Source organism: Modestobacter sp. VKM Ac-2985 (assembly GCF_026967925.1).
GTDB lineage: Bacteria > Actinomycetota > Actinomycetes > Mycobacteriales > Geodermatophilaceae > Modestobacter.
The window spans coordinates 473,508-498,085 of record NZ_JAPVBI010000003.1; the positions used below are offsets into that span (position 1 = coordinate 473,508).

The window sequence follows — 24,578 nt, forward strand, 5'->3', positions numbered from 1 at the left end:
CGTGGATGCCAACCAGTGGGAGTCAGTGCAGGGCGGTGTCGGCCGGGCCGGTGGCCCAGCGCCGGAAGCGGACGACGAGGCCGGCCCGGGTGGGGGCACAGCAGTACGGCCCGGCCTGCACCTGGGCGTCCGGCGGGAACCAGGCGACCCGGACCAGCCGGAACGGCTCGTCGTCCACCTGCGCCCGGACGGTCACCGCGTCGCCGGCCCGGCTGGCCCGGACGGTGACCCGGCGGCCGGCCCAGTCGGGCACCGGCGCCACCGACCAGTCCGAGTGGCCGAGGGTGACGACGGCACCGAGCTGCGGCGACCCGTCGGAGAACTCGACGCCGGCCTTGACCCAGGTCTCCGCACCGGCCCGCAGCATCAGCCCGGCCTGGTCGAACTGCTGGTCGAAGTCGGCCTCGAAGGTCACCTCGACCGCACCGTCCAGCGGGGCGAGCAGGGCGTGCGCGTCGTCGTGGACGAAGCCGTAGGAGGTGTGCCGCCAGGCGTCGCTGCCCTTCGCGGCGGTGACCAGCAGGTCGGTGCCGCCCTCGGTGGCCGCGACCGGCGGCGTCGTCCACGTGCCGGTGGACCACCGTCGCAGCTGCTGCGCGTCATCGGTCATGTCGCCACGGTAGGCGGTGTGCAGACGGGGCGATCTGCAGTCGACTCAGCTGTCCACAGCTGACGTCTGCGCTGGTCCGGTGCGAGTCCGAGCCGTATTATCGAACACGTGTTCGAGTCCGCCAGCGCCTCCGCCCAGCCCCTCACCGGCTGGTCCGAGGAGGCGTTCGCGCCGCTGCGCACGAGCCTGGAGAACGGCCAGCTGCTGCTCGAGCTGCTGCGGGACGAGCAGCAGGCCATCGGGTACGCGCAAGCCTGGCGGGCCCGGTGGCTCGTCGACTTCTGCCGCTCCCGCCCCGCCACCGACGACCGGCCCGACACCGAGGTGGGCGCCGCCGCAGCAGCCACGCGCGCTGCGCGCCCTGCGGTGCTGTCCACCGTCAGCGAGTGGGCGGTCGACGAGGTCGCCACCGCCCTGTCCATCACTGCGGCGAGGGCACAGACCTGGATGGTGCAGTCGCTGCAGCTGGTCGACCTGCTGCCGGCCACCCTGCTGGCACTCGAACACGGTCATCTCACCTGGGAGCACGCCACCGTCCTGGGCGACGTGCTCGCCCACCTCGACGACCAGCTGCGCGCCGAGGCCGAGGCGCGCCTGCTCGCCCGGCTCGGGCACAAGACCCCCACCCAGCTCCGCGCTGCCGCCCACCGGGTGGTGCAGCGCCTCGACGGCCAGGCCATCAGTCGCCGGGTGGAAGCCGCGTTGCGCGAACGCGGCGTCGCGGTGCACCCCACCGGCGACGGGTTGGGCACGCTGTCGGTCACGAACCTCCCGCTGCCCGTCCTCCGCGCGGTCGAGGACGCACTCCGGCAGTACGCCGACGCGGCGTCGTCCCCCGATGACTGCCGCACCCGCCAGCAGCGCATGGTCGACTGCCTCGTCGACCTGATCCTGCGCCCCGGCGACCACGGGCTCGCGCCGGTACAGGCACAGCTGACCGTCCTCGCAACCGTGCGCACGCTGCTCGGCGGAGACGACCCGGGGGAGATCAGCGGGGACGTGGTCCCCGCCGAGATGGTCCGCGCGCTCGCCCGGGCCCTCGGCCTGCTCCCGGACGGCCATGCAGCCGCAGAACCAGGCTCCAACGGCCGCGAGGACGCGGATGCGGAAGAGGACGTGGAAGAGGACGCGGAAGAGGTCCTGACCGGAGCCGGGGAGGGCGGGGCCGGAGCCGGAGCCGGCGACGAGGGCCGAGCCGGGGACCTGACCGACCTCCTGGCCACTCGCAGCCTGTCCGGCACCTCCCTGGCGCACCGGTCACAGATCGCCCTGGTCGATGAGCTCACCGGCCAACTGCTCGCCCTCACCGACGCGACCGGCCTCCGGGCCGGCCGATCGCTCGGACCCCCGCCACCCATCAGGTCCTACAGACCGACCAACGCACTCCGCAGACACGTTCAGCTCCGCGACCGCCGCTGCCGTTTCCCTGGCTGCCGCCGACCCGGCCAGCGCTGCGACCTGCACCACGTCGTGCGCTTCCCTGAAGGCGCGACCTCTGCCGAGAACCTCTGTTGCCTGTGCCGGCACCACCACCGGCTCGTCCACCAAGCACCCGGCTGGGAGTTGCACGCCCTCCCGCGCGGCGCACTGCGGTTCACCACCCCCACCGGCCAGGTCCTCACCACCTGGCCGTCCGGGTTCAACGACGATGCCGACCGACCACACCAACCGGGCCGGACCGGGGCACCGCGCGGCGCGCCTCCCGGGGACGACCCGCCGCCCTTCTGATCGGCGCCGCCCATCTGGTCGACTCAGCGGCCGGAGTCACCGGGACGCCGAGCCGCACCCGAGATCTCCCGGCCCGGGCTCGCCGCCGACACCGGTCTGCCTGCCACCGGCAACCTGCCCTCCGGTCATGCGCCGTCGGCTGCACGGTGTTCGTGCAGCCGGAGCTTGGCGAGCAGGTCGGCGACGAGCAGCCGGACGTCGACGTCGGTGTACACGCGCCGAGCCGCACCTCCAGGCGCGGACGCGGTCTCCGTCCACGCACTGGAGGCATCGCTGAGCGCCGTCAGCAGCAACGGCGGGGTGTCGCCCAGCGGCCAGGTCTCGCCCTGCTCCACGAAGTCGGGGATCGGCAGCTCGACGTACCGCTGCCACAGCCACGCTCCCACCCGGCCTGCCCCGCCCAGGTCCTGCTCCAGTTCGGCGACGGAGTACTCGCACCGCCGGTAGGTCTCCAGCGGGAACTGGGAGACGGCGAGGTCGGTGCGGGCCAGCACCTCCCGGGCTGCCCCCGCGTCGGTCTCCCGGTTGTACTCGAAGGCGTCCGCGTCCAGTGCCCCGCCGACCCAGACCAGCGTCAGCTGCGACGCGATCTCCGGCGCCTGCCGCAGCGCCTGCGCGACGTTGGTGAGCGGCCCGGCGCAGACGAGCAGCAGCGGCAACGGGTCGTCCCGCCGGGCCTCGGCGACGATGAGGTCCGCCGCGGCCGAACCGGTGTCGCCTGCGTCCAGGGGCACGTCGCAGCCGGCGGCGACCACCGGCCGGGGGCCGGCGACCAGGTCGACCAGCTGCTGGGCGAACCGGGCGCCTCGCTCCGCGGTGCCCTCGGGTGGCCCGAACACCGCGTTCAGGTGCGAGCTGGTCACCGCGTCCACCCGGTTGGCGGGGCTGAGCAGGTGGTGGGCCAGCGCGACCAGCCCGTCGGGGTCACCGGCCCAGTCGTTGTCGACGACGACGCGGCAGCGTTGGGTGATGCGCAGGGACACGTTGCTCCTCAGGGGTCAGGCGGCCGGGTCGTCGGCAGCGGCGTAGCGGAACGAGCGGACGACGACCGACCCGGAGGAGCACCAGACGCCGACCATGCGGCCGGTCATCCCACCGGCCACCTCCGTGGAGACGTAGCGGCCGTCGATCCGGCCGAGCTCGGTGAACCCCCCGTCGGCGTCCACGACCCCGGCGACCAGTTGGTCCGGGCCGAGTGCGGTGGAGGAGAAGTGCCCTTCCGACGGGACGGCGCGGACCTCGAGCACGACGTCCCCGGCCGGGACGGCCACCTCCCCGAGCAGCTGCCGGAGCGGGCCGACCTGCGCGACCGCCCGCACGACGTCCCCGGCGACCTGGAGATCGAGGCGGTGGCGGGGGTCCATCCGCACGGACAGGCCACCGACACCGTCGCCGTCCGCGGCCACGACCGCACGCGCCCGGCAGTACAGGTGCTCCTGCCGGCGGCCGGCGAAGGCCGCGTCGTCCGAGGCCGGGTCGGCGGCCGCGGCGGTGAGCCGCCAGCCACCCTCGCCCCGGGTGAGCACCTCGCCGGGGAACCTGCGCGGCGACGCCCAGGAGACGGGCAGCGCGGCGCCGGCCAGCTCCTCGACCTCGACCGGGCCGGCGGGCGGGGTCAGCCACTCCCCCAGCCGGAGCCAGCCGTCGTCGCCCCAGTGCACCTCGGCGGCGAAGGTCTCCCGGCCCAGGACGTGGAACTGCGGGCTGGCGCCGCGCGGCCGCACGCCGTGGAAGACGATCGCCCAGCTGCGGTCGGGGCGCTGCACCAGGTCGGCGTGGCCGGTGTTCTGCACCGGGTGCTCGACGCCCCGGTGGGTCAGCAGCGGGTTGTGCGGGCACGGCTCCCACGGCCCCTGCGGCGACGGGCCGCGGGCGATGGTGACCGCGTGCCCGCGCTCGGTGCCGCCCTCGGCGATCAGCAGGTACCAGTGCTCCCCGACCCGGTACAGGTGCGGGCCCTCCGGGAACCGGCCGCCGGTTCCCTGCCACACGTGCCGCCGCTCGGTCAGCGCCCACCCGGTGACCGGGTCGACGGCCTGCTGCACGACCCCGGCCGGCCCATCGGCGCCGAAGCCAGCGTAGGTGACCAGCAGCGTGCCGTCGTCGTCCCAGGCGAGGTCGGGGTCGATGCCGCGGACCTCGTCCATCCGGACCGGCTCCGACCACTCGCCCAGCGGGTCCTCCGCGGTGACCAGCGTCTGCCAGCCGCCGTCGGCCAGGTTGGTGGTGACCATCCAGAACCGGCCGTCGTGGTGGCGGATCGTGCAGGCGGTGATGCCGCCCGAACCGGGGGCCGCCGAGACGTCGAGCTGCGACGGCCGGGCCAGCACGTGCCCGACCTGCTCCCAGGAGACCAGGTCGGTGGAGCGGTACAGCGGCACGCCGGGGGCGTACTCGAAGCTCGAGTGCACCATCCAGTACGTGTCGCCGACCCGGCAGACGCTGGGGTCGGGGTGGAAGCCGGGGACGACGGGCGCCGGGGTCACGGGCACAGGCGTCACTGGTGGGCATCCGGGTCGAAGAAGAGCGCGGGCTTCTCCACCGGCGCCGGGACGGTGACCGTCCGGGTGAACGAGTGCCGCCCGGCCGCCACCTCGACCGGCGCGCTGCCGTCGGGCAGCGACACCTCGGCGGTCGTGTTCGGCGGGACGGTCAGCTCCAGGGTCAGCTCGGCGCCGTCGAGGGCCCAGGAGACCGCCGCCGTCCCGTACGGGGTCTCGTGGGTGGCCGCCGCGGAGGTGAGGCCGGGGCCGGGGCGGGGGGCGACCCGCAGCCGCCGGTAGCCGGGTTCGGCCGGGGCCAGGCCGGCCACGGTGCGGTGCAGCCAGTCGGCCACCGCGCCGAAGGCGTAGTGGTTGAACGAGGTCATGTCCCCGGGGTTGATCGACCCGTCGGGGAGCATGGAGTCCCAGCGCTCCCAGATCGTCGTCGCGCCCATCGTCACCGGGTACAGCCACGACGGGTCCTCCCGCTGCAGCAGGAGCTCGTAGGCCGTCGCCAGCTCCCCGGCGTTCGTCAGCGCATCGGTGACCAAGGGGGTGCCGAGGAAGCCGCTGGCGATGTGGAAGCCGTCCTTGAGCACCTGCTCGGCCAGCAGCCGGCCGGCGTGCGCCCGCTGGTCGGCGGTGAGCAGGTCGAACTCCAGGGCCAGGGCGTAGGCGGTCTGCGAGGGGTAGGCGACCCGGCCGTTCGGGGAGACGTACTCGGCGCGGAACCGCTCGGTCGCCCGCTCGGCGAGGTCGGCGAACCGGGTGCCGTCCCGGCCCAGCACCGCCGCGACCTGCGCGACCGTGCGCGCGGACCGGGCGAGGTAGGCGGTGGCGACGCACTGCCACGGGGTGCGCGCCGCGGCGGGGTTGTCCGGCGGCGCCGCGGAGTCGAGCCAGTCGCCGAAGGAGAACCCGCCCTCCGGGAAGTCCAGGTCGGCGCCCGCCCGCGCGGCGAAGACGTCGATCCAGGCGGTCATGGAGCCCCACTGGTCGGCGAGCAGCCCGGCGTCCCCGGTGCGCTGGTACAGCACCCACGGGACGACGACGGCCGCGTCGCCCCAGCCCACCTCCGCCTGCTGCGGGAAGGGCAGCAGCGGCAGGAACGGCACGTACATCGGGACGATGCCGTCGTGGTCCACCAGCTGCTCGACCGCGAGGTCGGCCAGCCAGGAGCGGAGCATGCCGGTGGTGTCGTAGAGGAAGGAGGCGGACGGCGCGAAGACCTGGAGGTCGCCGGTCCAGCCCAGCCGCTCGTCGCGCTGCGGGCAGTCGGTGGGGACGTCGAGGAAGTTCCCCCGCATCCCCCACACGACGTTCTCGTGCAGCCGCTCCACGTCCGGGTCGGAGCACGCGAAGGTGCCGGTCCGGCGCAGGTCGGTGTGCACGACGACGGCCTCGAGGTCACCCGGCGTCAGCTCCCCCGGCCAGCCGCTGACCTCGGCGTACCGGAAGCCGTGGAAGGTGAACCGCGGCTCCCATGTGCGCGGGCCCTGCCCGTCCAGGACGACGACGTCGGTGGCGTCGGCCCCGCGCAGCGGGCGGGTGCCCAGCTCGCCGTGCTCGAGGACCTCCGCGTGGCGGACGGTGACCTCGGTGCCGGCCGGTGCGTCCGGCAGCGACAGGCGCAGCCGACCGACCAGGTTCTGACCGAAGTCGACGAGCGTCTTCCCCGACGGCGAGGTGCTGATCTCCCTCACCGGCAGGACCTCGGTGCGGCGCACCGGCGGGCCGGTCGGGGCGACGAGGGTGGCGACGTCCAGGTCCCCGGTCTCCACCGGCGTCCAGGCGCTGTCGTCGAAGGCCGGCCGCGACCAGCCGGACAGCTCTCGGCGGGCGTCGAAGGTCTCGCCGGCGTAGAGCCCGGCCCGGGTGAGCGGGCTGGACGCCGAGCGCCAGGACCCGTCGGTGGTCACGACGGTGCGGCTGCCGTCGGGGTGCTCGACCTCGAGCTGGACGAAGGCGCCGGTCCGGTCTCCGTAGAAGGCCCGCTTCCCGGTGAAGCCCAGCGGGCCCGCGAACCAGCCCTGCGCGAGGTGCACGCCGAGCGCGTTGGGGCCCTCGGTCAGCAGCGCCGTCACGTCGTGGGTCTGGTAGCGCAGCCGGTGGCGATAGCTGGTCCAGCCGGGGGCCAGCACGTGGTCGCCGACGACCGAGCCGTTGAGCTCGGCCTCGTAGACGCCCTGCGCGGTGGCGTACAGCCGGGCCCGGGTGACCGGCCGGTCCAGCACGAACTCCCGGCGCAGCAGCGCGGCCGGCTCGTCGCCGGCGTCTGCCGGGAGGGCCGGGTGGACGAGCGTCGCCCACCAGTCGACCGGGGCGAGCAGCCCTGTCTCGACCACGACGTCCTCGCTCCACGCCGACGGCTCACCCGCCCCCTGGCCCCACACCCGGACGCGGACCGAACGCCGCTCCCGGCTGGTCAGCGGCGGCGCACCCCAGGGCACCAGCACCGAGGCGTCGGACTCCACCCGGCCCGACGACCAGACCGGGCCGTCCTCGGGTGCGATCTCCAGCTCGTACGCGGCCTGCCGCCAGCCGTCGAGATCGGTCCGGGACACCCAGGACAGCCGCGGTCGGGTCTCTCCGATGCCCATCGGCTCGCGGTGGTGCTCGACGGTGACGGGCAGGACGGTCAGGTCGCTCATGCCAGCGCCTCCGCCAGGTGGTGCACGGACAGCTCGACGATGCCGTCGACCTCGTCGCACCCGAGCCAGATGTGCCCGGCGCCCTCCACCGGCACCAGCCGGGAGTCCACGCCGACCGCGGTGAGGGCGGCGTGCAGCTGCTCGCTCTGGGCGTAGGGCACCAGCCAGTCCGCGGTGCCGTGCACCAGCAGGAACGGCGGGGCGTCCGCCGTGACGTGGTTGACCGGGCTGGCGTCCGTCCGGGCCTGCTCGTCCAGGCCGTCGAGGAGCTGGTCCTCCGGCGGCACCTGCATCTCCACCGGCAGCAGCGCAGCGACCTCCGGCGGCGGTGCCTGGCGGGGCATGGTGTCCAGGTCGGCCACGCCGTACCAGTCGACGACGACGTCGACCGCGCTGGACGGGCCGGTGACCCCGTGATGGCCCTCCAGGTCGGCGCGGTGCGCGGTGAGCCCGAGCAGCGCGGCCAGGTGCCCGCCGGCCGACTCGCCCATCGCGCCGATCCGGGTGGTGTCGACCCCGAGGACGTCGGCGTGCGCGCGCAGGTAGCGGACGGCGGCCTTCGCGTCGTGCAGCTGGGCCGGGAACGCAGCCTCGTGCGCGTGCCGGTAGTCGATGGTCGCGACCGCGAGGCCGGCGTCGAGGAAGGCGTCGAACAGCGACCCCGGGCGCAGCGTCTCGGGCAGGTACCGCCGGTCGCCCATCATCCAGCCGCCTCCGTGCACGTAGACCACCAGCGGCGCCGGCGCCGGGGTGTCGGGCACCCAGAGGTCCAGTTGCAGCGGCCGGTAGCCGAACGCGACCGCGTAGGTCAGGCCGGAGAAGTGCCGGGCGCCGTCCGCCCGGCGGACCGGCTCGTGCGGCGTCAGGAAGTGTGCGGGCCCGGCCCACTCGGGGGTCTCGGTGGTGGTCATCGGGCGCTCTCCATCGTCGTCGTGAACGTGTGCGTGCCGGGGCCTGCGGGTTGGGTGGTGCCGTCGGGGAGGACGACGGTCGCCTCGGTGCCGGGGGGCACCAGCACGTCGAGGGAGAAGACGCCGTCCGTGGCCCGCCAGGCCGCCTCGATCCGGCCGTAGGGCGACTCGTGCGCCGCCTCTGCGCTGGTCAGGCCGCCACCCGGGCGGGGCTGCACCCGGAACCGGCGGTAGGCGGGCTCGACCAGCTCGATGCCTGCGGTGTACCGGTGCAGGAAGGAGACGACCGCGCCCTTGCTGTAGTGGTTGAGCGACTCGTGCGGCACGCCCTCGGCGCTCACCCCGTCCCAGCGCTCCCACACCGTGGTCGCCCCGCGGTCGATCATCGTCAACCAGGACGGCTCGGTGTCGGTGAGCAGCAACTCGTAGGCGACGTCGAGGTGCCCGGCGTCGGCGAGCACCGGCAGCAGGTACGGGGTGGCCAGGAACCCGGTGCCCAGGTGGGTGTCGGCCTTGCGGACCAGCTCGACCAACCGCTCGGCGACGTCCGCCCGCCGCTCCGCGGGGACGAGGTCGAAGGCGAGCGCACGCACGTGGTCGGCCTGCGTGTCGCAGGTCAGCCGACCCTCCTCGTCCAGGTACTCCGCCTGCCAGGCGGCGCGTACCGCGGCGGCCAGCCCGGCGTACCGGTCGGCGTCCGCCGTCCGGCCGAGGACGGCGGCGATCCGGCTCAGCAACCCGGCGCTGTGCGCGAAGTACGCCGTGGCCACCTCGCCCTTGTCGGCCGCCACGAACGCGCCGAAGTCGCCGACGTCCTCCCCTGGCACCAGCCACTCGCCCCAGTGGAAGCCGGTGTCCCAGAGGAACCGCTCGTGCGGCCCCGGGACGGGACGGGAGGCGGCCCGCGCCGGGTGCCGCTGCTCGCGGGCCATCCGTTCCACCCGGTCCAGCCAGCCGACCATCGTCGGCCACAGCTCGGCGAGCACCTGCTCGTCGCCGTAGGCGCGGTACAGCTCCCAGGGCACGATGACCGCGGCGTCGCCCCAGCCGGCCGAGCCGTTCAGCGCCGCGACCGGCCCCTCCCGCCCCTCGCTGCGGGAGGCCGGGCTGATGTTGGCGATCGTGCCGTCGGGCCACTGGTCGGCGGCGACGTCGCGCAGCCACTTGGTGGAGAACCCGGCGACGTCGTAGAGGAACGCGGCGGTGGGGACGTAGAGCTGCCAGTCCCCGGTCCAGCCGGCGCGCTCGCGGTGCGGGCAGTCGGTGGGGACGTCGCAGGCGTTGCCGCGCAGGCTCCAGACGGCGGCCTCGTGGAAGCGGGTCACCCGCTCGTCGCTGCAGGAGAACCAGCCTGTGCGGCGCAGGTCGGTGTGCACGACGACACCGCGGACGTCGTCGGCGGTGAGCTCGCCGGGGTGGCCCTCGATCCGCACGTACCGGAAGCCGTGCGTCGTCCGCCGGGGCTCGAACACCTCCCCCGGCACGCCGGCGGAGACCACCTGGTCGACCTGCCCGGCCGGCAGTGGCTCGGGCAGGAACGGCACGGCCGGGCGGAGGTGGTCGGTGGTGACGTCGCCGTCGGGGGCGAGCCACTCGCCGTGTGTCAGCGTGAGGGTGGTGTTCGCCGGGCCGAGGTCGGTGAGCCGCACCCAGCCGTTGACGTTCTGGCCGAGGTCGACGACGTGCGCCCCACTCGGCAGCCGGGTGACCGACACCGGGGTGAGCTCCTCGACCCGGCGCACCGGCGGGGCCGGTGAGTCGACGAGGCCCGCGTAGCCGTGGTGGACGACGCCCACCGGCGCCCAGCCGGCGTCGTCGAAGCCCGGGACGTCCCAGCCGCGCGGCAGCCGCCGCAGGTCGACCCGCTCGCCGGCGATCAGGTCGGCGGCCACCACGTGCCCCTCGGCGCTGCGCCAGCCCGCCCCGGAGCCGACGACCGTGACGCTGCCGTCGGCGTGGACCAGGTGCAGCTGCGCGAGCAGCGCCAGCCGGTCGCCCCACTGGTCAGCGGCGCGCAGGATGCCGATCTGGCCGCGGAACCAGCCGTCGGCCAGCACGACGGCCAGCGCGTTGCGGCCCGGCCGGACGGCGGCGGTGACGTCGAGGGTCTGCACCTGCAACCGGACGTCGTACTGCGTGAAGCCCGGGGTCAGCTCGGCGTCACCGGCGCGCTCGCCGTTGAGGAACGCCTCGTACAGCCCCTGGGCGGTGGCGTGCAGCCGGGCGGCGACCACCGGCCGGTCGACGTCGAACTCGTACCGCAGCAGCGCGGCCGGCCGCTCCCCCGGTGGCCCGGCGGGCATCTCCCCCGGTTCCACCCAGGACGCCTGCCAGTCCTCGGCCCAGAGCAACCCGGTCTCGAACCACGCCGGCTCCGATGCGGCGCTCTCACCCAGGTCGGTGCGGACCGCCACCCGCCACTGCACCCGCTGGGACGACGCCAGCGGCGGGCCGGCGTAGGGCATCAGCAGGGTCCGGTCGCCGTCCACCCAGCCGGTGTCCCAGCCGTTGTCGGTGGTGACCCGGGCGGCCAGCTGCTCGCGGGCGCCGGCCGGCAGCTGCCAGGACAACCGTGGCGTGGTGGTTCGGATGCCCAGCGGTTCGTCCAGGTGCTCGACGCGCAGGGCGTGCGGTGCCGCGGTCATGGTGCCTCTCGGGGTGGTGGAACGGAGCGCCGGCCCCGGCTTCAGAGCGCGGGCACCCGCTCGGCGTGGTGGCAGGCCGTGGAGCTCTGGTCGATGAGCCGCAGCGGCGGGCGCTGCTCGACGCAGACGTCGGTCGACAGTGGGCAGCGCGGCACGAACGGGCAGCCGGTCGCCCCCGGCGACGCCGCGCTGGCCATGCCGAAGCCGGCCGCCTCCCGGGCGTTGCGCCGAGCAGCCTGCTCGGCCGGTCGGGGCACCGGCGCAGCGGCGGTCAGCGCCAGGGTGTACGGGTGCCTCGGAGTCAGGCCCACTGCGTCGGCCGGGCCCGACTCCATCACCTGGCCGCGGTAGAGCACCACCGTCCGCTGCGACAGGAACCGCACCACACCCAGGTCGTGCGCGATGAACAGCAGCGACAGGCCGCGCTGGTCGCGCAGGTCGGCGAGCAGATTGAGCACCTGCGCCTGGGTCGAGAGGTCCAGTGCCGAGACCGGCTCGTCCAGCACGATCACCTTCGGGTCGCACACGAGCGCCCGGGCGATGGCGATGCGCTGCCGTTGCCCGCCGGAGAACTGCGTCGGGTAGCGGTCGACGGCGTCCCCGGGCAACCCCACGGACTCCAGCCCGGACCGGGCCTTCTGCACGGCCTCGGCGCCGCTCACGCCCATCAACCGCAGCGGCTCGACCAGGGTCTGGCCGATCGTCCGGGTCGGGTTGAGCGAGGAGTACGGGTCCTGGAAGACCACCCGCAGATCGGCCACCCGGCGGCTGCGCTCCCGCAGCGACATGCCGGTGATGTCCTGCCCGTGCACCCGGACCGTGCCGGCGGACGGCGGCTGGAGGCCCAGCACCGCCTTGCCGATCGTGGACTTGCCCGACCCCGACTCCCCGACCAGGCCGAGCGTCTCGCCGGGGGCGATGTCGAAGCTGACGCGGTCGACGGCCGGCGGGCTGCTGCGCGCCTTCCGCCCGCGCCCGTAGCGGACGACCAGGTCCCGCACCTCGAGCGCGGGAGTCGACAGGACGGACGACGCGGCAGTCGCTCCGGCAGGGGCGGTCATCGGGAGACTCCAACGGTCGGTGCGGGCTGGGTCGCGGCCGGGGCGGTCTCGTGGCCGGCCGGTCCCGTGGTCGGCGCGGACGTCCAGGTGACGTCCGCCCGGGAGAGCTCCTCGACCCGCGTGCACAGCACCGAGCCCGATCCGTGGGCCGGCACCGACGGGAACGGCTGGGTGCACTGCTCCTGCGCGAAGAGGCAGCGGCTGGCGAACCGGCAACCGGTCGGCCACTCACCGGGCGGGGGGACGGTGCCGTCGATGGAGGCCAGCCGGGTGGGTACCGGCTCGCCATCGGCCACGTGTGGGTTGGCCGCGAGCAGCGCCTGCGTGTACGGGTGCGCCGGCTCGTCCAGGACCGCGGCGGCTGTGCCGTCCTCGACCACCGTGCCGGCGTACATCACGGCGACGTCGTCGCAGATGTCGGCCACCACGCCCAGGTCGTGGCTGACGATGACCACCGACAACCCGGTGTCCCGCACCAGCGCGCGCAGCAGGCTGAGGATCTCGGCCTGCACCGTGACGTCGAGGGCGGTGGTCGGCTCGTCGGCGATGAGCAGCCGCGGCTCACCGGTGAGCGCCAGCGCGATGCACACCCGCTGGGCCATGCCGCCGGAGAGCTGGTGCGGGTAGCTCTTCAACACCCGTTCGCCGTCGACGATGCCCACCTGGCGGAGCAGCTGGGCGGCGATCTGCCGTGCCTCCCGCCGGCCGACGCCGCGGAATCGGCGGATCGGCTGGGTCAGCTGGTAGACGACGGAGAACATCGGGTCCAGCGCGACCATCGGCTCCTGGGAGATCATCGCGATCTCCCGGCCGCGGACGGCGGAGAGGTCCTCCTGGGACAGGCCCACCAGCTCGCGGCCCTGCCAGCGGATCGAGCCACCGGAGACCGAGACGCCGTCCGGCAGCAGGCCCATCAGAGACCGGGCGGTCATGGTCTTGCCACAGCCGGACTCGCCGACCAGCCCGAGCACCCGACCCGGTTGCAGGGCGAAGGACACCCCGGTGACCAGAGCTGGCCCGTCGTCCACGGAGATGTGCAGGTCGCGCACGTCGAGCACCGCACCGGGGTCGGCGGGGCGTGCACCCGCCGTCGCCGTGGCGCCGACCCGGGCCGGCGGCCGCCGGCGGCGGACGGTCGTGCGGGCCACGGACCCCCGGCTGGCGATGGCGTCGGCGAGTTCGTTGGCAGCGACGACGGTGAGCGCGAGGACGACCCCGGTGGGCACCAGCAGCCATGGGTTGCTGAACACGTAGGAGGAGGCGTCCTGGATCATGAAACCCCAGCTGGGCTGCGGCTCGGCCGGACCGAAGCCCAGGAAGGCGAGGCCCGCGACGATGAGCAGGCTGATGCCGTAGAGCTGGGCGGCCTGGACGGCGACCACCGTGCCCATGGACGGCAGCACGTGCACGAGGTTCACCCGCAGCGAGCTCAGCCCGTTGACCCGGGCGGCATCGACGTAGAGCCGCTGGCGGACCGACTTCGCCACGCCGAGCATCACCCGGTAGACCGCGGCGGAGATCATCACCCCGAGGACCGCCATGACGATGAAGATCCGGACGCCGATCGCGCCGATCACCGCCAGCAGCAGGATCGTCGACGGGAGCGCGAGGAGCACCTCGGCGAGTCGGCTGGAGACCCGCTCGACCCGGGGACCGCGTTCGGCGGCGATCAGCGCCATGGTCAGGCCGATGCCGAACGCGACCAGCACGGTGATCCCGGCGCCGAGCAGCGGCTCCGCGCCGGCGCTGAAGATCCGGCTGAGCAGGTCGCGGCCCAGCGGGTCGGTGCCCAGCCAGTGGTCGGCCGAGGGCAGGGCCAGCCGGTTCGACAGGTCCTGCTCCGCAACGCCGTACGGGATCCACCACGGCGCGGTCAGCGACGCGAGGACGACGAAGGCGAGCCAGACGGCGCCGAACAGGCCACCGGGGCGGCGCAGGAAGTAGGGCAGCCGGCGCCCCGGGCGGCTCGGTCGGCCCGCGTCGAGGTCGGTGTTCGCGGCAGCGTCGAGCGGGAGGGCGCTCATGCGGTACGCACCTTCGGGTCGAGGACGGCGACGACGAGGTCGAGCAGCAGGTTGATGACGACGACGACGACGGTGGCGACGACGACCACGCCCACCAACGCCGGGAAGTCGCTGGAGGCGGCCGCGGCCTGGCCGGCCTGCCCCAGACCGGGCAGGGCGAAGAGGTTCTCGATGATCACCGAGCCGCCGAACAGGGCGATGAACTGGATGCCGAGCACCGACACCACCGGCACGCTGGCGAACCGCAGCGCGTGCACGTAGCGGACCCGCCACTCGGGGGTGCCCATCGCACGCAGCGTGCGGATGTGCTCCTGGGCCAGCGCCTCGCGCATGCCCGCGTTGGCGGTGCGCGCGATGATCGCCGCCCCACCGATGGTGAGGGCCAGCACCGGCAGGGTCAGGCTCCGGAACCACCCGGCGGGGTCGGCCGCGAAGGCGACGTACCCGGTGGCCGGCAGCAGGCCGGCCTGGATGGCCAGGAGGTACACCAGGATGATGCCGACCCAGAAGACCGGCAGGGAGAGAGCCACCCCGGCGCCCGTGGTGATCAGCTGTCCGACGCGCCCGCCCCGGACAGCAGCGGTGACCCCGAGCGCGACGCCGATGATCCCGGAGAGGATCGTGGCGAACAGGGCGATGAAGGCAGTGACGGGCACCCGGTCGGCCAGGTCGGCGGCGATGGACCCGCCGTTGACCAGCGACGTCCCCAGGTCGCCCTGGAGGAACCCACCGAGGTAGTCGAAGAACTGGACGTACAGCGGGTCGTTCCACCCCAGCGCCTCGTTCTCCGCGGCGATCCGCTCCGGCGTGCCGCCGGGTCCCAGTCGCACGGCGCCGGGCGAGGTGTCGGTGGCATGCACCAGCAGGAAGCTGATCAGCACAGCGGCCAGCACGGTGCCGACCGCCATGGCCAGCCGCCGGGCGACGTAGGCGAGCATCTCGGGAGTCCTTTGTCGAGGGCGAGGATGTGGACGTCTGCCCGCGGGGGATCCGCGGTGCAGTGGGTCGGCGGCCGCATGACCGCGGCCGCCGACCCGTGCCGGCCGAGTCAGACGGCCGGTTCGACGTCGGACAGGACGAGGTAGTTGTTCGCACCGGCGAACGGGGGCTCCGCCACCTTGTCGGCGTTGTAGCCGTAGTACGTGAAGTCCTCGTAGACCGGGAAGAACCAGCCGTTCTCGACGAGCGCCCGGTTGAGCTCCTGCCGGGCCTGGTCCTGGGCCTCGCCGGTGGACCCCAGCGCTGCCCCCAGGGCCTGGTCGATCTCCGGCTCCTGCGCGCCCTGCATGTTCATGAAGCCGCCGTAGACGACGCCGGCGATGAAGCCCTCCGGGTTGGCACCGACGGCGAACGGGCCCCACAGGACCGGATCGGTGCGCACGGCGGCGAAGACCTGGTCCGTCGACGTCGCTGCGACGAAGTTCAGCGTGATGCCGACCTCGGCGAGCTGCTGCTGGATGGCGACCAGGTCCTCCTCGGGCTGGCCGAGCCGGGTGATGTCCAGCTCGAAGCCGTCGGGGTAGCCGGCCTCGGCCAGCAGCTCACGTGCGCGCTCCGGGTCGTAGCCGAACTCCTCGTCCAGCGCCGGGTCGAAGCCGGCCGACTCCTCGGGGAACAGCTGGACGGTCGGCCGCGCCCCCGGGTGGAGGTCGTTCACCAGCGACTCACGGTCGATCGCGTGGAGAAGCGCGAGCCGGGCCGCTTCCTCCCCGAACGCGGGGTTGGTCTGGCCGAGCTTGTCGGTGACCGGGAAGCCGACGATCGTGCCGCCCTGGCTCACGATGCTCTGCTGCGACTCCACCAGGTTGATGGCGTTGTCCTTGAGCTGGCCGGCGATGTCCACCTGGCCGGAGACGAGCGCGTTCGCCAGCGCCTGCGGATCGGTGATGATCCGGTAGTCGAGCCCGTCGTAGGCCCACGCGTCGGCGTTCCAGTGCTCGGCGTTCTTCTCGAGCGTGTAGGTGCTGGCCCGGGTGGTGGCGGCCTCGTCGAGCTCGTAGGCGCCCGATCCGTCGGGGTCGGTCTCCAGTGAGGCCGGGTCGGCGATGCCGGTCGGCCCGACGATGATGCCGGTCGTGCCGTCGAGGTTCGCCGCCGGCGTCGCCTGCGGCTGGGCCCAGGTGATCACGACGGTCTGCTCGTCCTGGACCGTGACGTCGGTGATGGCGGCCGCCTGCCCCTCCGCGAGAGCGCCGTACGCCTCGAGGTCGGGGTCGCTGCGCCGGTCGAGATTGGCCTTGACCAGTTCGGCGGTGAGCGCCGACCCGTCGTCGAAGGTGACGCCGTCCCGCAGGATGAGCGTGGTCTGCGTGTTCTCCTCGTTGTTGGTGGACTCAGCCACCAGGCTCGGCTCGATGCTGCCGTCCGAGGCGGTCACGAACAGCGCGTCGTACAGCGGCGCGAAGAACTCGAACTGCCGATCGGAGTACAGCAGCGGGTCGTAGCCGGTGGGCGCGGGATCGGAGTCCAGTCCGATCGCCAGCGTGTCGCTGGGGCTCTGACTGCTCGTGCCGCCGCCACCTTCGCCACCGCCGCAGGCGGCGAGGGAGGTGAGCGCACCGGCGGCCAGGACGGCGACGCCGGTCCGCGTCAGGGAGGGTCGGGGAACGACCAGGGGGTCACGAGTCCGGAACAGCTTCATACCGGTCTGGCTCCTTCGCTTCATTACGGAGGGGTCATGTCGGCCGGGGACTCGGCCGCGCCGGGGGACCGGCTTGGCAGCAACAGTGCGATGGGCCTCGCCGTGACGTCAGGCACAATGCCGGTCAATGGAACACAACTGTGGCCTGCGCCTCACCGACGAGACCCAGGAGCCTCGTGCATGACCGATGACGTCTCCCCCGGCACGCGGATCCGCGGCCGACGCCCTCCGCAGGGCGATCCCGTCGTCGACCGGGCCCTCGCCCTGCTCGGCGCCTTCGACAGCAACCGCCCGTACCTGACCCTCAGCGAGCTCAGCCGGCGCACGGGCATCCCGGCCAGCTCGGCGCTGCGACTGGCCGGCCGGCTGCTGGAGTGGGGGGCGCTGGAGCGCGGCGCCGACGGCCGCTTCTCCATCGGCATGCGACTGTGGGAGGTGGCGTCGCTCACCCCCCGCAGCCACGAGCTGCGCCGGGTGGCCCTCCCGTTCATGGGCGACCTGGAGGAGGTGACCCGGCAGCACGTGCTCCTCGCCGTCCTGGACGGCGAGGAGGCGGTGATGGTGGAGCGGCTCTCGTCCCACGGGGCCGTGGCCGCCCTCTACCGGCCCGGCGGGCGGATGCCCCTGCACTCCACCGGGGTCGGCCTGGTGCTCCTCGCCTTCGCGGAGTCCGGGTTCCAGGAGCACGTCCTCGGGGAGCCGCTGATGCACCTGCCGGAGAAGATCCCGGTGTCGGCCGCGGCGCTGCGGCGCACGCTGGCGGAGATCCGGCGGGACGGGCTGGCCACCTTCCGCCGGGGCGCCCCGGAGCCGATCGTCTCCGTCGCCGCCCCGGTGCACGACGCCCAGGGCACCGTCGTCGCCGCGCTGTCGGTGCTCGTGCCCGCGGAGAACGCCGAGCCACGGCTCCTCGGGCCGGCAGTCCGCACGGCCGCACGGGGCATCTCCCGTGGGCTCGGTGCCTGGCGGGCACCCGGGACCCCCTGATCCAACTCGCCTGCCATTGACCGGCAGCGGTGCTGATCACGGTGAGCGGCGTCACGCATGCTCGCCGGCGTCGATCGACGAGGAGCGACGCGCCGTGCCCGTGTGGCACGGCCGCCCGACACCGCTGGAGGCCCACCGCATGACCCAGTTCCCGGACGGTTTCCTGTGGGGCACCGCCACCGCCGCACACCAGGTCGAGGGCGGCAACGTCAACAACGACCACTGGGAGATGGAGCACGCCCCGCACTCGCCCTTCGTCGAGTCCAGCGGCGACGCGTGCGACTCCTGGAACCGGTGGGAGGCCGACCTCGACCTGGTCGCCGGGGCCGGGCTGGACACCTACCGGTTCAGCCTCGAGTGGAGCCGGATCGAGCCGGAGGAGGGCGAACTCTCCCGGGCCGCGCTGGACCACTACCGGCGCATCGTCGACGGCTGCCGTGACCGCGGGCTGACCCCGATCGTCACGCTCGTCCACTTCACGATGCCGCGCTGGATGATGCACGACGGCGGCTGGACCGGGCCGAAGGCCGGCGACCGGGTCGCCCGGTTCACGGAGCTGGCGCTGCCGGCGGTCGAGCACGCCGAGTACGTGCTCACGCTCAACGAGCCGAACCTGATGGCGGTCCAGCCGGTGATCGGCGCGATGGCCCGGCGCGGCGAGCCGATCCACGGCCTGCCGGTGCCCGACCAGGGTGTCGCCGAGGCGCTGCTCGGGCTGCACGGCCGGAGCACGGAGGTGCTGCGGGGAGCCGGCGCGCCACCGTCCGGCATGTCCCTGGTCGGCCTGGAGTACCTCGACGACGGCGGTGGCCAGGAGCACCTGCAGGCCGCGCGCGCGGCGATGATGGACCAGTTCCTGCAGGCCGCGGCGGGCGACGACCTCGTGGGGCTGCAGGTCTACACCGCCCAGCGGTTCGGCGCCGACGGGCTGATCGCCCCGCCGGCCGAGCGGCAGACGCTGGCCCACGGCATGGAGCGCCGGCCGGAGGCCCTCGGCGCCGCGATCCGGCACGCGTCCTCGGTGCTGCCGGAGACCCCGCTGCTGGTCACCGAGAACGGCATCGCCACCGCCGACGACGCCGACCGGATCGCCTTCACCACCGACGCGCTGCGCGGCCTGGCCGAGGCGATCGCCGCGGGCGCCGACGTCCGGGGCTACGTGCACTGGAGCCTGCTGGACAACTTCGAGTGGATGCTCGGCTTCGCACCCACCTTCGGCCTGGTCGCCGTCGACCGGGAGACCTTCGCGCGCACGCCCAAGCCCAGCCTGGCCTGGCTGGGCGACGTCGCGAAGCGCAACGGGCTCGCCTGATCCACCTGCCGCCCAATGGCACCTCCCTGGGCGCCGGTGACCCCGGTCACCGAGGCTCAGGACCGTCAACGCCGACACCGACCCGGGAGCACCCCATGAGCTTCGAGTACCTGATCGACCCCGCGAAGGGCCCGCAGTGGCAGGGCGTCCTGCCCGGCAAGCCGCAGCCCTACGTGCTCCGCCGCGGCGAGGGCGAGCACGCCAAGCTGTTCGGTGACCTGTTCACCGTGCTGCTGTCCGGCGATGAGACCGGCGGCCAGTTCGGCATCGTCACCGCGGACTCCCCCGCCGGCGACGTGATCCCCACCCACTCGCACAACGAGACGCACGAGACGTTCTACGTGCTCGAGGGCAAGGTCCGGCTGTTCTTCCAGGACGCCGAGGGCGGCAAGCAGTCGCAGCTGCTCACCCCGGGCGACTTCGGCTACGTGCCGGCCGGGTTCGCGCACGCGTACCAGATCGTCGAGCACGCCCGGATGATGGGCACGCTCTCCGGCGGGTTCGAGCGGTTCTTCCAGCACATGGGCACCCCGACGGACTCCACGGCCGCCGACCAGCCGCCGTTCATCCCGGACTTCCCGCGCATGCAGGCCGCCGCCCAGCAGCACAACATGCAGTTCAAGCCCGACTTCGAGTGGCCCGAGCCCACGGCCTGACCCGCGCCGACCACCGCCCCGTTCCCGGCGCCGAGAGCACAGCTGCCCTCGGCGCCGGGAGCGCGCCCCGAGGAGACCCGTGCCCACGCCCGCCCTGCCGCTCCCCCCGCCCGCCCACGAGGCGCCGCTGCCCCCGGCCCGTACCGGCGCCGGCGGCGTCCGGGTGCTGTCCGGCGTGCCGTTCGCGGCGCTGCCCGGCGCCCGGCCGCTGGAGCTGGACCTCTACCTGCCGGCCGGGGACGGACCACATCCGGTCGCGCTGTTCCTGCACGGCGGCGGGTGGCGGCTGGGCAGCCGGCACACCGCCGGCCCGATGTACCGGGACGCCGCCCCCACCCCGTTCGAGCAGGTGGCCGCCGCCGGCATCGCGGTCGCCAGCCTCGACTACCGGCTCTCCGGCGAGGCGGTGTGGCCGGCGCAGCTGCACGACGCGAAGGCCGCCGTCCGGTGGCTGCGCTCCCGCGCCGCCGAGCTGGGGGTGGACGCCGACCGGATCGCCTCCTGGGGCGAGTCGGCCGGCGGTCACCTCGCCGAGCTGCTCGGGCTCGTGACGGACCCAGCCCTCGAGGGCGACGTGGGCGTCACCGGTCCGTCGTCCATGGTGTCCGCCGTGGCCGCCTGGTACGCACCCAGCGACATCGCGGCGGTGGCGACCGACATCGGCAACGACCCGGCGGACCCGGCCAGCCGGGAGGCGCAGCTCCTCGGCGCCCCGGTGTCCGCGGCCGCCGACCTGGCCGCCCACGCCAGCCCGATCACGCACGTCTCCCCTGCCGCGCCACCGGTCCTGCTGCTGCACGGCCGGGCCGACCGGTTCGTCGCGACCGCACAGAGCCAGCGCCTGCACGCCGCCCTGACCGCCGCGGGGACGGACGTCGAGCTGCACACCTACGACGGCGCCGACCACATGTGGCTCGGCGCACCGGCCGCGGCCACCGACGCACTCGACCGCACGATCACCTTCCTGCGGCGCCACCTGATCGAAGGAGACCGAGCATGAGGACAGTCGGCATCCGCCGGGACGGCGGCGAGGTGCAGGTCGCCGCACTGTCCGACGACGGCACCTCGGTCACCGTCGTCGCCGGGCTGGACGACTTCTGGGCCGACGCCGCCGGGCACCTGTCCCGCGAGCCCGGCGGGGAGACGCTCGCCGCCGCCGACGTCGAGTTCGTGCCCGCGGTGCTGCCCGGGGCCCGGGTGGTCTGCATCGGGCTGAACTACCTCAAGCACGTCGCGGAGGGGAGCTTCCGCGACCAGGAGGTCCCGCCGTACCCGACGCTCTTCGCCCGCTGGACCCAGTCGCTGACCGTGGACGGCGCCGAGGTGCCCGTGCCCGCCGACGAGGCCGGGCTGGACTGGGAGGGCGAGGTGATGGCCTACGTCGGGAACACGCTGGTCGACGCCACCCCCGACGAGGCGCTGGCCGCCGTCGTCGGCTACTCGACGTTCAACGACCTGACCTCCCGGCGGGCGCAGAAGCTCACCAGCCAGTGGATCCTCGGCAAGAACGGCGACCGCTCCGGCCCGCTCGGGCCGCTCGTCCCCGCAGCCGAGGTCGGCGACCTGCGCGAGGGCCTGCGGGTGCTGACCCGGGTCAACGGCGAGACCGTCCAGGACGGGCGCACCGACGAGATGGTCTACACCGTCGGCGACACCCTCTCCCTCATCTCCCGCACCTTCACCCTGCGGCCCGGCGACCTGCTCGCCACCGGCACCCCGTCCGGTGTCGGCTACGCCCGCACGCCACCGTGGCTGCTGCAGCCAGGGGACGTCGTGGAGGTCGAGGTCGACCGGCTCGGCGTGCTGACCAACACCGTCGTGGGCAGCGAGGCCCGCCGTGTCCGGTGACTTCCGGCAGTACCTCTTCCCGCCCGACCACCCTCGGCTGGCCGAGGTCCGCGGCCTGGACCCCCACGCCTACCGGGAGCACGCCCGCACCCCGGGCACCTTCACCGGCGGGCTGGTCGAGGGCTGGACGCCGCTGTACCTGCAGGAGTTCCGCGGGGTCACCTCCGACGGCACGCTGCGCGAGGGCCTGTACCCGCTGACCCCGGCCGAGCCGGGCGAGGAGGCGCCGGTCGCGGCCATGGTGACGGCGGCGGAGGAGCTGCTCGCCGCGCTGGACGACGACGGCCGGGCGAGGGTCGCCTTCCCGGTGGACGCACCGGAGTGGCAGACCTGGGCCAACCCCGAGTTCATGCAGTTCGACACCGGCCTGCGGCTGGAGTTCCAGCCCCCGGAGGTGCGGGAGAAGGCGCTGGCGCTGGTCCGTGCGTCCCTGTCCCCCGGGGGGTTCGAGCTCGCCCACGCGATGATGCTGATCAACGGCTTCCTCGGTGAGGTCGTCGGCCTGGAGAGCGTGCTCAACGAGTTCAGCTACAACATCGCCCTCTACGGCACCCCCGACCTGCGGGCGCCCTGGGGCTGGCAGCTGTTCGGGCACCACTGCGCCCTCAACTGCCTGGTCGTCGAGGGCCGGATGCAGCTCTCCCCGGTCTTCCTCGGCGCCGAGCCCAACGAGATCGACGCCGGCCCGCACGCCGGTACCGAGTCCTTCACCGAGCGGATCGCCGCCGGCCTGGCGGTGATGGCCGCCCTCCCCGAGGAGCAGCGGCGGGCGGCCACCGTCTACGCGCAGATGGTCGACCCGGCCATGCCGCCGGGCCGGGTGCACCCCGGCGACGAGCGGCACCTGGCCGGCGCCTTCCAGGACAACCGGGTGATCCCGGTCGAGGGCGTCCCGGTCGCGGAGATGCCCCCCGAAGCGCAGCGGCTGGTGCTGGCGATCGCCGAGCAGTTCCTCGGCCTGCTCCCCGAGGGCCCCCGGCGGGCCCGGCTGCGCGAGGTCACCGAGCAGCTGGACGAGACCTGGTTCAGCTGGATCGGCGGCTGCGAGCCCGGCGACGTCTTCTACTACCGCGTGCAGTCGCCGGTGCTGATCGCCGAGCTCGACCACCACTGCGGGGTCTTCCTCGACTACCGGACGCCGCAGCCCTTCCACGTGCACACCGTGCTGCGCACCCCGCACGGCAACGACTACGGCCGGGCCTGGGTCCGCCAGTGGCAGGCCACGCAGGGGTCCTGAAGACGGATCCGTCTCGCTCTGCCGGTCAATGGCATCGGGCTACGGCGGCGTGACGCCCGCCACCGATGCTGGGCGGGCGTCGATCGGCCCGGATGCCCGTCGCCCCTCCCCCTTCACAGCCACTGGGCACCGCTGCCCAGGACAGGAGATCCCATGACCGCCGTGCCAGCCCGCGTCCCGGTGTTGATCGCCGGCGGGGGGCCCAGTGGCCTGGCTGCCGCGCTGGAGCTCGGTCGGCGCGGCATCGAGGTGCTCGTCGTCGAGCCGCGCGCCGCCCTCGACCAGCTCCGCCCGCGCGCCAAGACCACCAGCGTGCGCACCATGGAGCACCTGCGCCGCTGGGGGCTGGCCGACCGGCTGCGCGCGCTGGCACCGCTGCCGGTCGAGCACGCGCAGGACGTCGTCTTCTGCACCGGCCTGTTCGGGCACGAGATCACCCGCTTCCCCGAGGCGTTCGGCCTCACCACCGACCGGCGTGACGACTTCGCCGAGCCCGGCCAGCAGGCCCCGCAGCCGCTGGTCGAGCAGCTGCTGCGGGACGCCGTCGCCGAGCTGCCCTCGGTCACCGTCCTCATCGGCTGGCGCGTCACCGAGGTCACCGACGGCCCCACCGAGGCAGCCGCGGTCCTGGCGGGCCCGGACGGCGAGCGCCACCAGGTCACCGCCGACTGGCTGCTGGGCTGCGACGGCAGCAGCGGGGTCACCCGGCGAGCGATCGGGGCGCGGTACGCCGGCTCCTCGGGGACCCTGCCGAACGTGAGCATCGCCTTTCGTTCACCGCAGCTGGAGGAGCAGGAGCTGTGCGCGCTCGGCGTCCACTACTGGGTGATCGGCGCGGAGCGCGGCGGCCTGATGGGCCGGCTGGACCTCGACGGCACCTGGTGGGCGATCGTCCAGGGCGTCGACGCGACGACCGAGCAGGTCGACCCGGTACAGCTGGTGCAGACACTCGTCGGTGCGGAGGTCGACGTCGAGGTGCTCGCCACCGACCCCTGGTCGGCGCGGATGCTGCTGGTCGACCGGTACCGCGGCCAGCGGGTGTTCCTGGTCGGGGACGCCGCCCACCTCAACCCCCCGTGGGGCGGGCACGGCTTCAACACCTGCGTCGGTGATGCGGTGAACCTGGGCTGGAAGCTCGCCGCCGTGCTGCGCGGCTGGGCACCGGAGTGCCTGCTGGACAGCTACCAGGCCGAACGCCGGCCGGTGGCCGAGCGGACCATCGCCGCGGCCGGGGCGCAGGAAGCCTTCCTGGCGCCGTCCTTCGCCACCGGCGACCTGGACGCCGAGACCGCCGAGGGGGTCGCCCTCCGGGCCGCGGTCGCCCAGGCGCTGCAGGTCAAGGACCCGGAGTTCCACAGCCTCGGGCTGGTGCTCGGCTACGACTACCCGGACTCGCCGGTCGTCGTCCCCGACGGCCTCCCGGTGCCCGCACCCGAGCTGGTCGAGTTCCGGCCGTCGGCCCACCCGGGCGCGCGGCTGCCGCACAGCTGGCTGCCGGACGGGCGCTCGCTGTACGACCTGCTCGGCGAGGAGTTCACCCTGCTCCGGCTCGACCGCTCGGCGGCCACCGAGGCGCTCGCCGTGGCGGCCGCGCGGCGCAACGTCCCGTTCCGGGTGGTGGACCTCGCCCACGTGCCCGGCCTCCGGGAGCGCTACGGGGCGGACCTGCTGCTGGTCCGCCCCGACCAGCACGTCGCCTGGCGTGGTTCGGAGCCGGGGGACGCCGAGGCGCTGCTCGCCCGGGTCGTGGGCGCCGGGGAGCTGGCCGACCTCCTCCCCTAGCG

General features: G+C 74.2%; 18 protein-coding genes. 8 read left to right on the forward strand and 10 right to left on the reverse strand.

What is annotated here, in order from left to right:
• Positions 1-22 precede the first annotated feature (22 nt).
• A complete protein-coding gene (locus tag O2V61_RS18290; protein WP_269184694.1) occupies positions 23-610 on the reverse strand; it encodes a DUF1349 domain-containing protein in 588 nt (195 codons plus the stop codon).
• 108 nt (positions 611-718) lie between these two features.
• Here O2V61_RS18290 and O2V61_RS18295 point away from each other — a divergent pair, with 108 nt between their 5' ends.
• Entirely contained in the window at positions 719-2,338 is a 1,620-nt protein-coding gene (locus O2V61_RS18295; protein WP_269184695.1) for an HNH endonuclease signature motif containing protein, read from the forward strand.
• A gap of 125 nt (positions 2,339-2,463) precedes the next feature.
• On the opposite strand, the gene O2V61_RS18300 is transcribed toward O2V61_RS18295, so the two are convergent.
• The 9 genes from O2V61_RS18300 to O2V61_RS18340 all read right to left on the reverse strand — a co-directional run bounded on the left by O2V61_RS18300 (position 2,464) and on the right by O2V61_RS18340 (position 16,754).
• Positions 2,464-3,321: a nucleoside hydrolase gene (locus O2V61_RS18300; RefSeq protein ID WP_269184696.1), complete on the reverse strand. Its 858-nt coding sequence runs from the start codon at positions 3,319-3,321 to the stop codon at positions 2,464-2,466.
• Positions 3,322-3,336: 15 nt separating this feature from the next.
• Positions 3,337-4,824, reverse strand: coding sequence for a glycoside hydrolase family 43 protein (locus O2V61_RS18305; protein ID WP_269184697.1), 1,488 nt, complete (start codon positions 4,822-4,824; stop codon positions 3,337-3,339).
• 11 nt (positions 4,825-4,835) lie between these two features.
• Positions 4,836-7,472 (reverse strand): glycoside hydrolase family 78 protein, encoded by a 2,637-nt coding sequence (locus O2V61_RS18310; RefSeq protein ID WP_269184698.1) that lies wholly within the window; start codon positions 7,470-7,472, stop codon positions 4,836-4,838.
• A complete protein-coding gene (locus O2V61_RS18315) occupies positions 7,469-8,383 on the reverse strand; it encodes an alpha/beta hydrolase (protein WP_269184699.1) in 915 nt (304 codons plus the stop codon). Before O2V61_RS18315 ends, O2V61_RS18310 begins: the two co-directional genes overlap by 4 nt.
• Positions 8,380-11,028 carry a family 78 glycoside hydrolase catalytic domain gene (locus O2V61_RS18320; protein WP_269184700.1) on the reverse strand — a complete coding sequence of 883 codons (2,649 nt, stop codon included), beginning with the start codon at positions 11,026-11,028 and terminating at the stop codon, positions 8,380-8,382. The genes O2V61_RS18315 and O2V61_RS18320 overlap by 4 nt, the downstream gene beginning before the upstream one ends.
• 41 nt (positions 11,029-11,069) lie before the next feature.
• Positions 11,070-12,089 carry an oligopeptide/dipeptide ABC transporter ATP-binding protein gene (locus tag O2V61_RS18325; protein WP_269184701.1) on the reverse strand — a complete coding sequence of 340 codons (1,020 nt, stop codon included), beginning with the start codon at positions 12,087-12,089 and terminating at the stop codon, positions 11,070-11,072.
• On the reverse strand, positions 12,086-14,113 hold the full coding sequence (locus tag O2V61_RS18330) for a dipeptide/oligopeptide/nickel ABC transporter permease/ATP-binding protein (RefSeq protein WP_269184702.1): 2,028 nt from the start codon (positions 14,111-14,113) through the stop codon (positions 12,086-12,088). Before O2V61_RS18330 ends, O2V61_RS18325 begins: the two co-directional genes overlap by 4 nt.
• Positions 14,110-15,051 (reverse strand): ABC transporter permease, encoded by a 942-nt coding sequence (locus O2V61_RS18335; protein ID WP_269184703.1) that lies wholly within the window; start codon positions 15,049-15,051, stop codon positions 14,110-14,112. The genes O2V61_RS18330 and O2V61_RS18335 overlap by 4 nt, the downstream gene beginning before the upstream one ends.
• A gap of 110 nt (positions 15,052-15,161) precedes the next feature.
• Positions 15,162-16,754 carry an ABC transporter substrate-binding protein gene (locus O2V61_RS18340; RefSeq protein WP_269184704.1) on the reverse strand — a complete coding sequence of 531 codons (1,593 nt, stop codon included), beginning with the start codon at positions 16,752-16,754 and terminating at the stop codon, positions 15,162-15,164.
• Positions 16,755-16,934: 180 nt separating this feature from the next.
• Here O2V61_RS18340 and O2V61_RS18345 point away from each other — a divergent pair, with 180 nt between their 5' ends.
• From O2V61_RS18345 to O2V61_RS18375, 7 genes are all read left to right on the forward strand, one after another.
• Positions 16,935-17,741: an IclR family transcriptional regulator gene (locus O2V61_RS18345; protein ID WP_269184705.1), complete on the forward strand. Its 807-nt coding sequence runs from the start codon at positions 16,935-16,937 to the stop codon at positions 17,739-17,741.
• 139 nt (positions 17,742-17,880) lie between these two features.
• Complete coding sequence (locus tag O2V61_RS18350) at positions 17,881-19,053, forward strand: glycoside hydrolase family 1 protein (RefSeq protein WP_269184706.1); 1,173 nt, start codon at positions 17,881-17,883, stop codon at positions 19,051-19,053.
• 95 nt (positions 19,054-19,148) lie between these two features.
• The gene (locus tag O2V61_RS18355; protein WP_269184707.1) at positions 19,149-19,709 is read left to right on the forward strand and encodes a quercetin 2,3-dioxygenase; all 561 of its coding nucleotides are present in this window, start codon (positions 19,149-19,151) and stop codon (positions 19,707-19,709) included.
• Between the two features lie 79 nt (positions 19,710-19,788).
• On the forward strand, positions 19,789-20,709 hold the full coding sequence (locus O2V61_RS18360) for an alpha/beta hydrolase (protein ID WP_269184708.1): 921 nt from the start codon (positions 19,789-19,791) through the stop codon (positions 20,707-20,709).
• Complete coding sequence (locus O2V61_RS18365) at positions 20,706-21,557, forward strand: fumarylacetoacetate hydrolase family protein (protein ID WP_269184709.1); 852 nt, start codon at positions 20,706-20,708, stop codon at positions 21,555-21,557. The genes O2V61_RS18360 and O2V61_RS18365 overlap by 4 nt, the downstream gene beginning before the upstream one ends.
• On the forward strand, positions 21,547-22,794 hold the full coding sequence (locus tag O2V61_RS18370) for a DUF3500 domain-containing protein (protein ID WP_269184710.1): 1,248 nt from the start codon (positions 21,547-21,549) through the stop codon (positions 22,792-22,794). The genes O2V61_RS18365 and O2V61_RS18370 overlap by 11 nt, the downstream gene beginning before the upstream one ends.
• A gap of 153 nt (positions 22,795-22,947) precedes the next feature.
• Positions 22,948-24,576: an FAD-dependent monooxygenase gene (locus O2V61_RS18375; protein WP_269184711.1), complete on the forward strand. Its 1,629-nt coding sequence runs from the start codon at positions 22,948-22,950 to the stop codon at positions 24,574-24,576.
• The last annotated feature ends 2 nt before the right edge of the window (positions 24,577-24,578 follow it).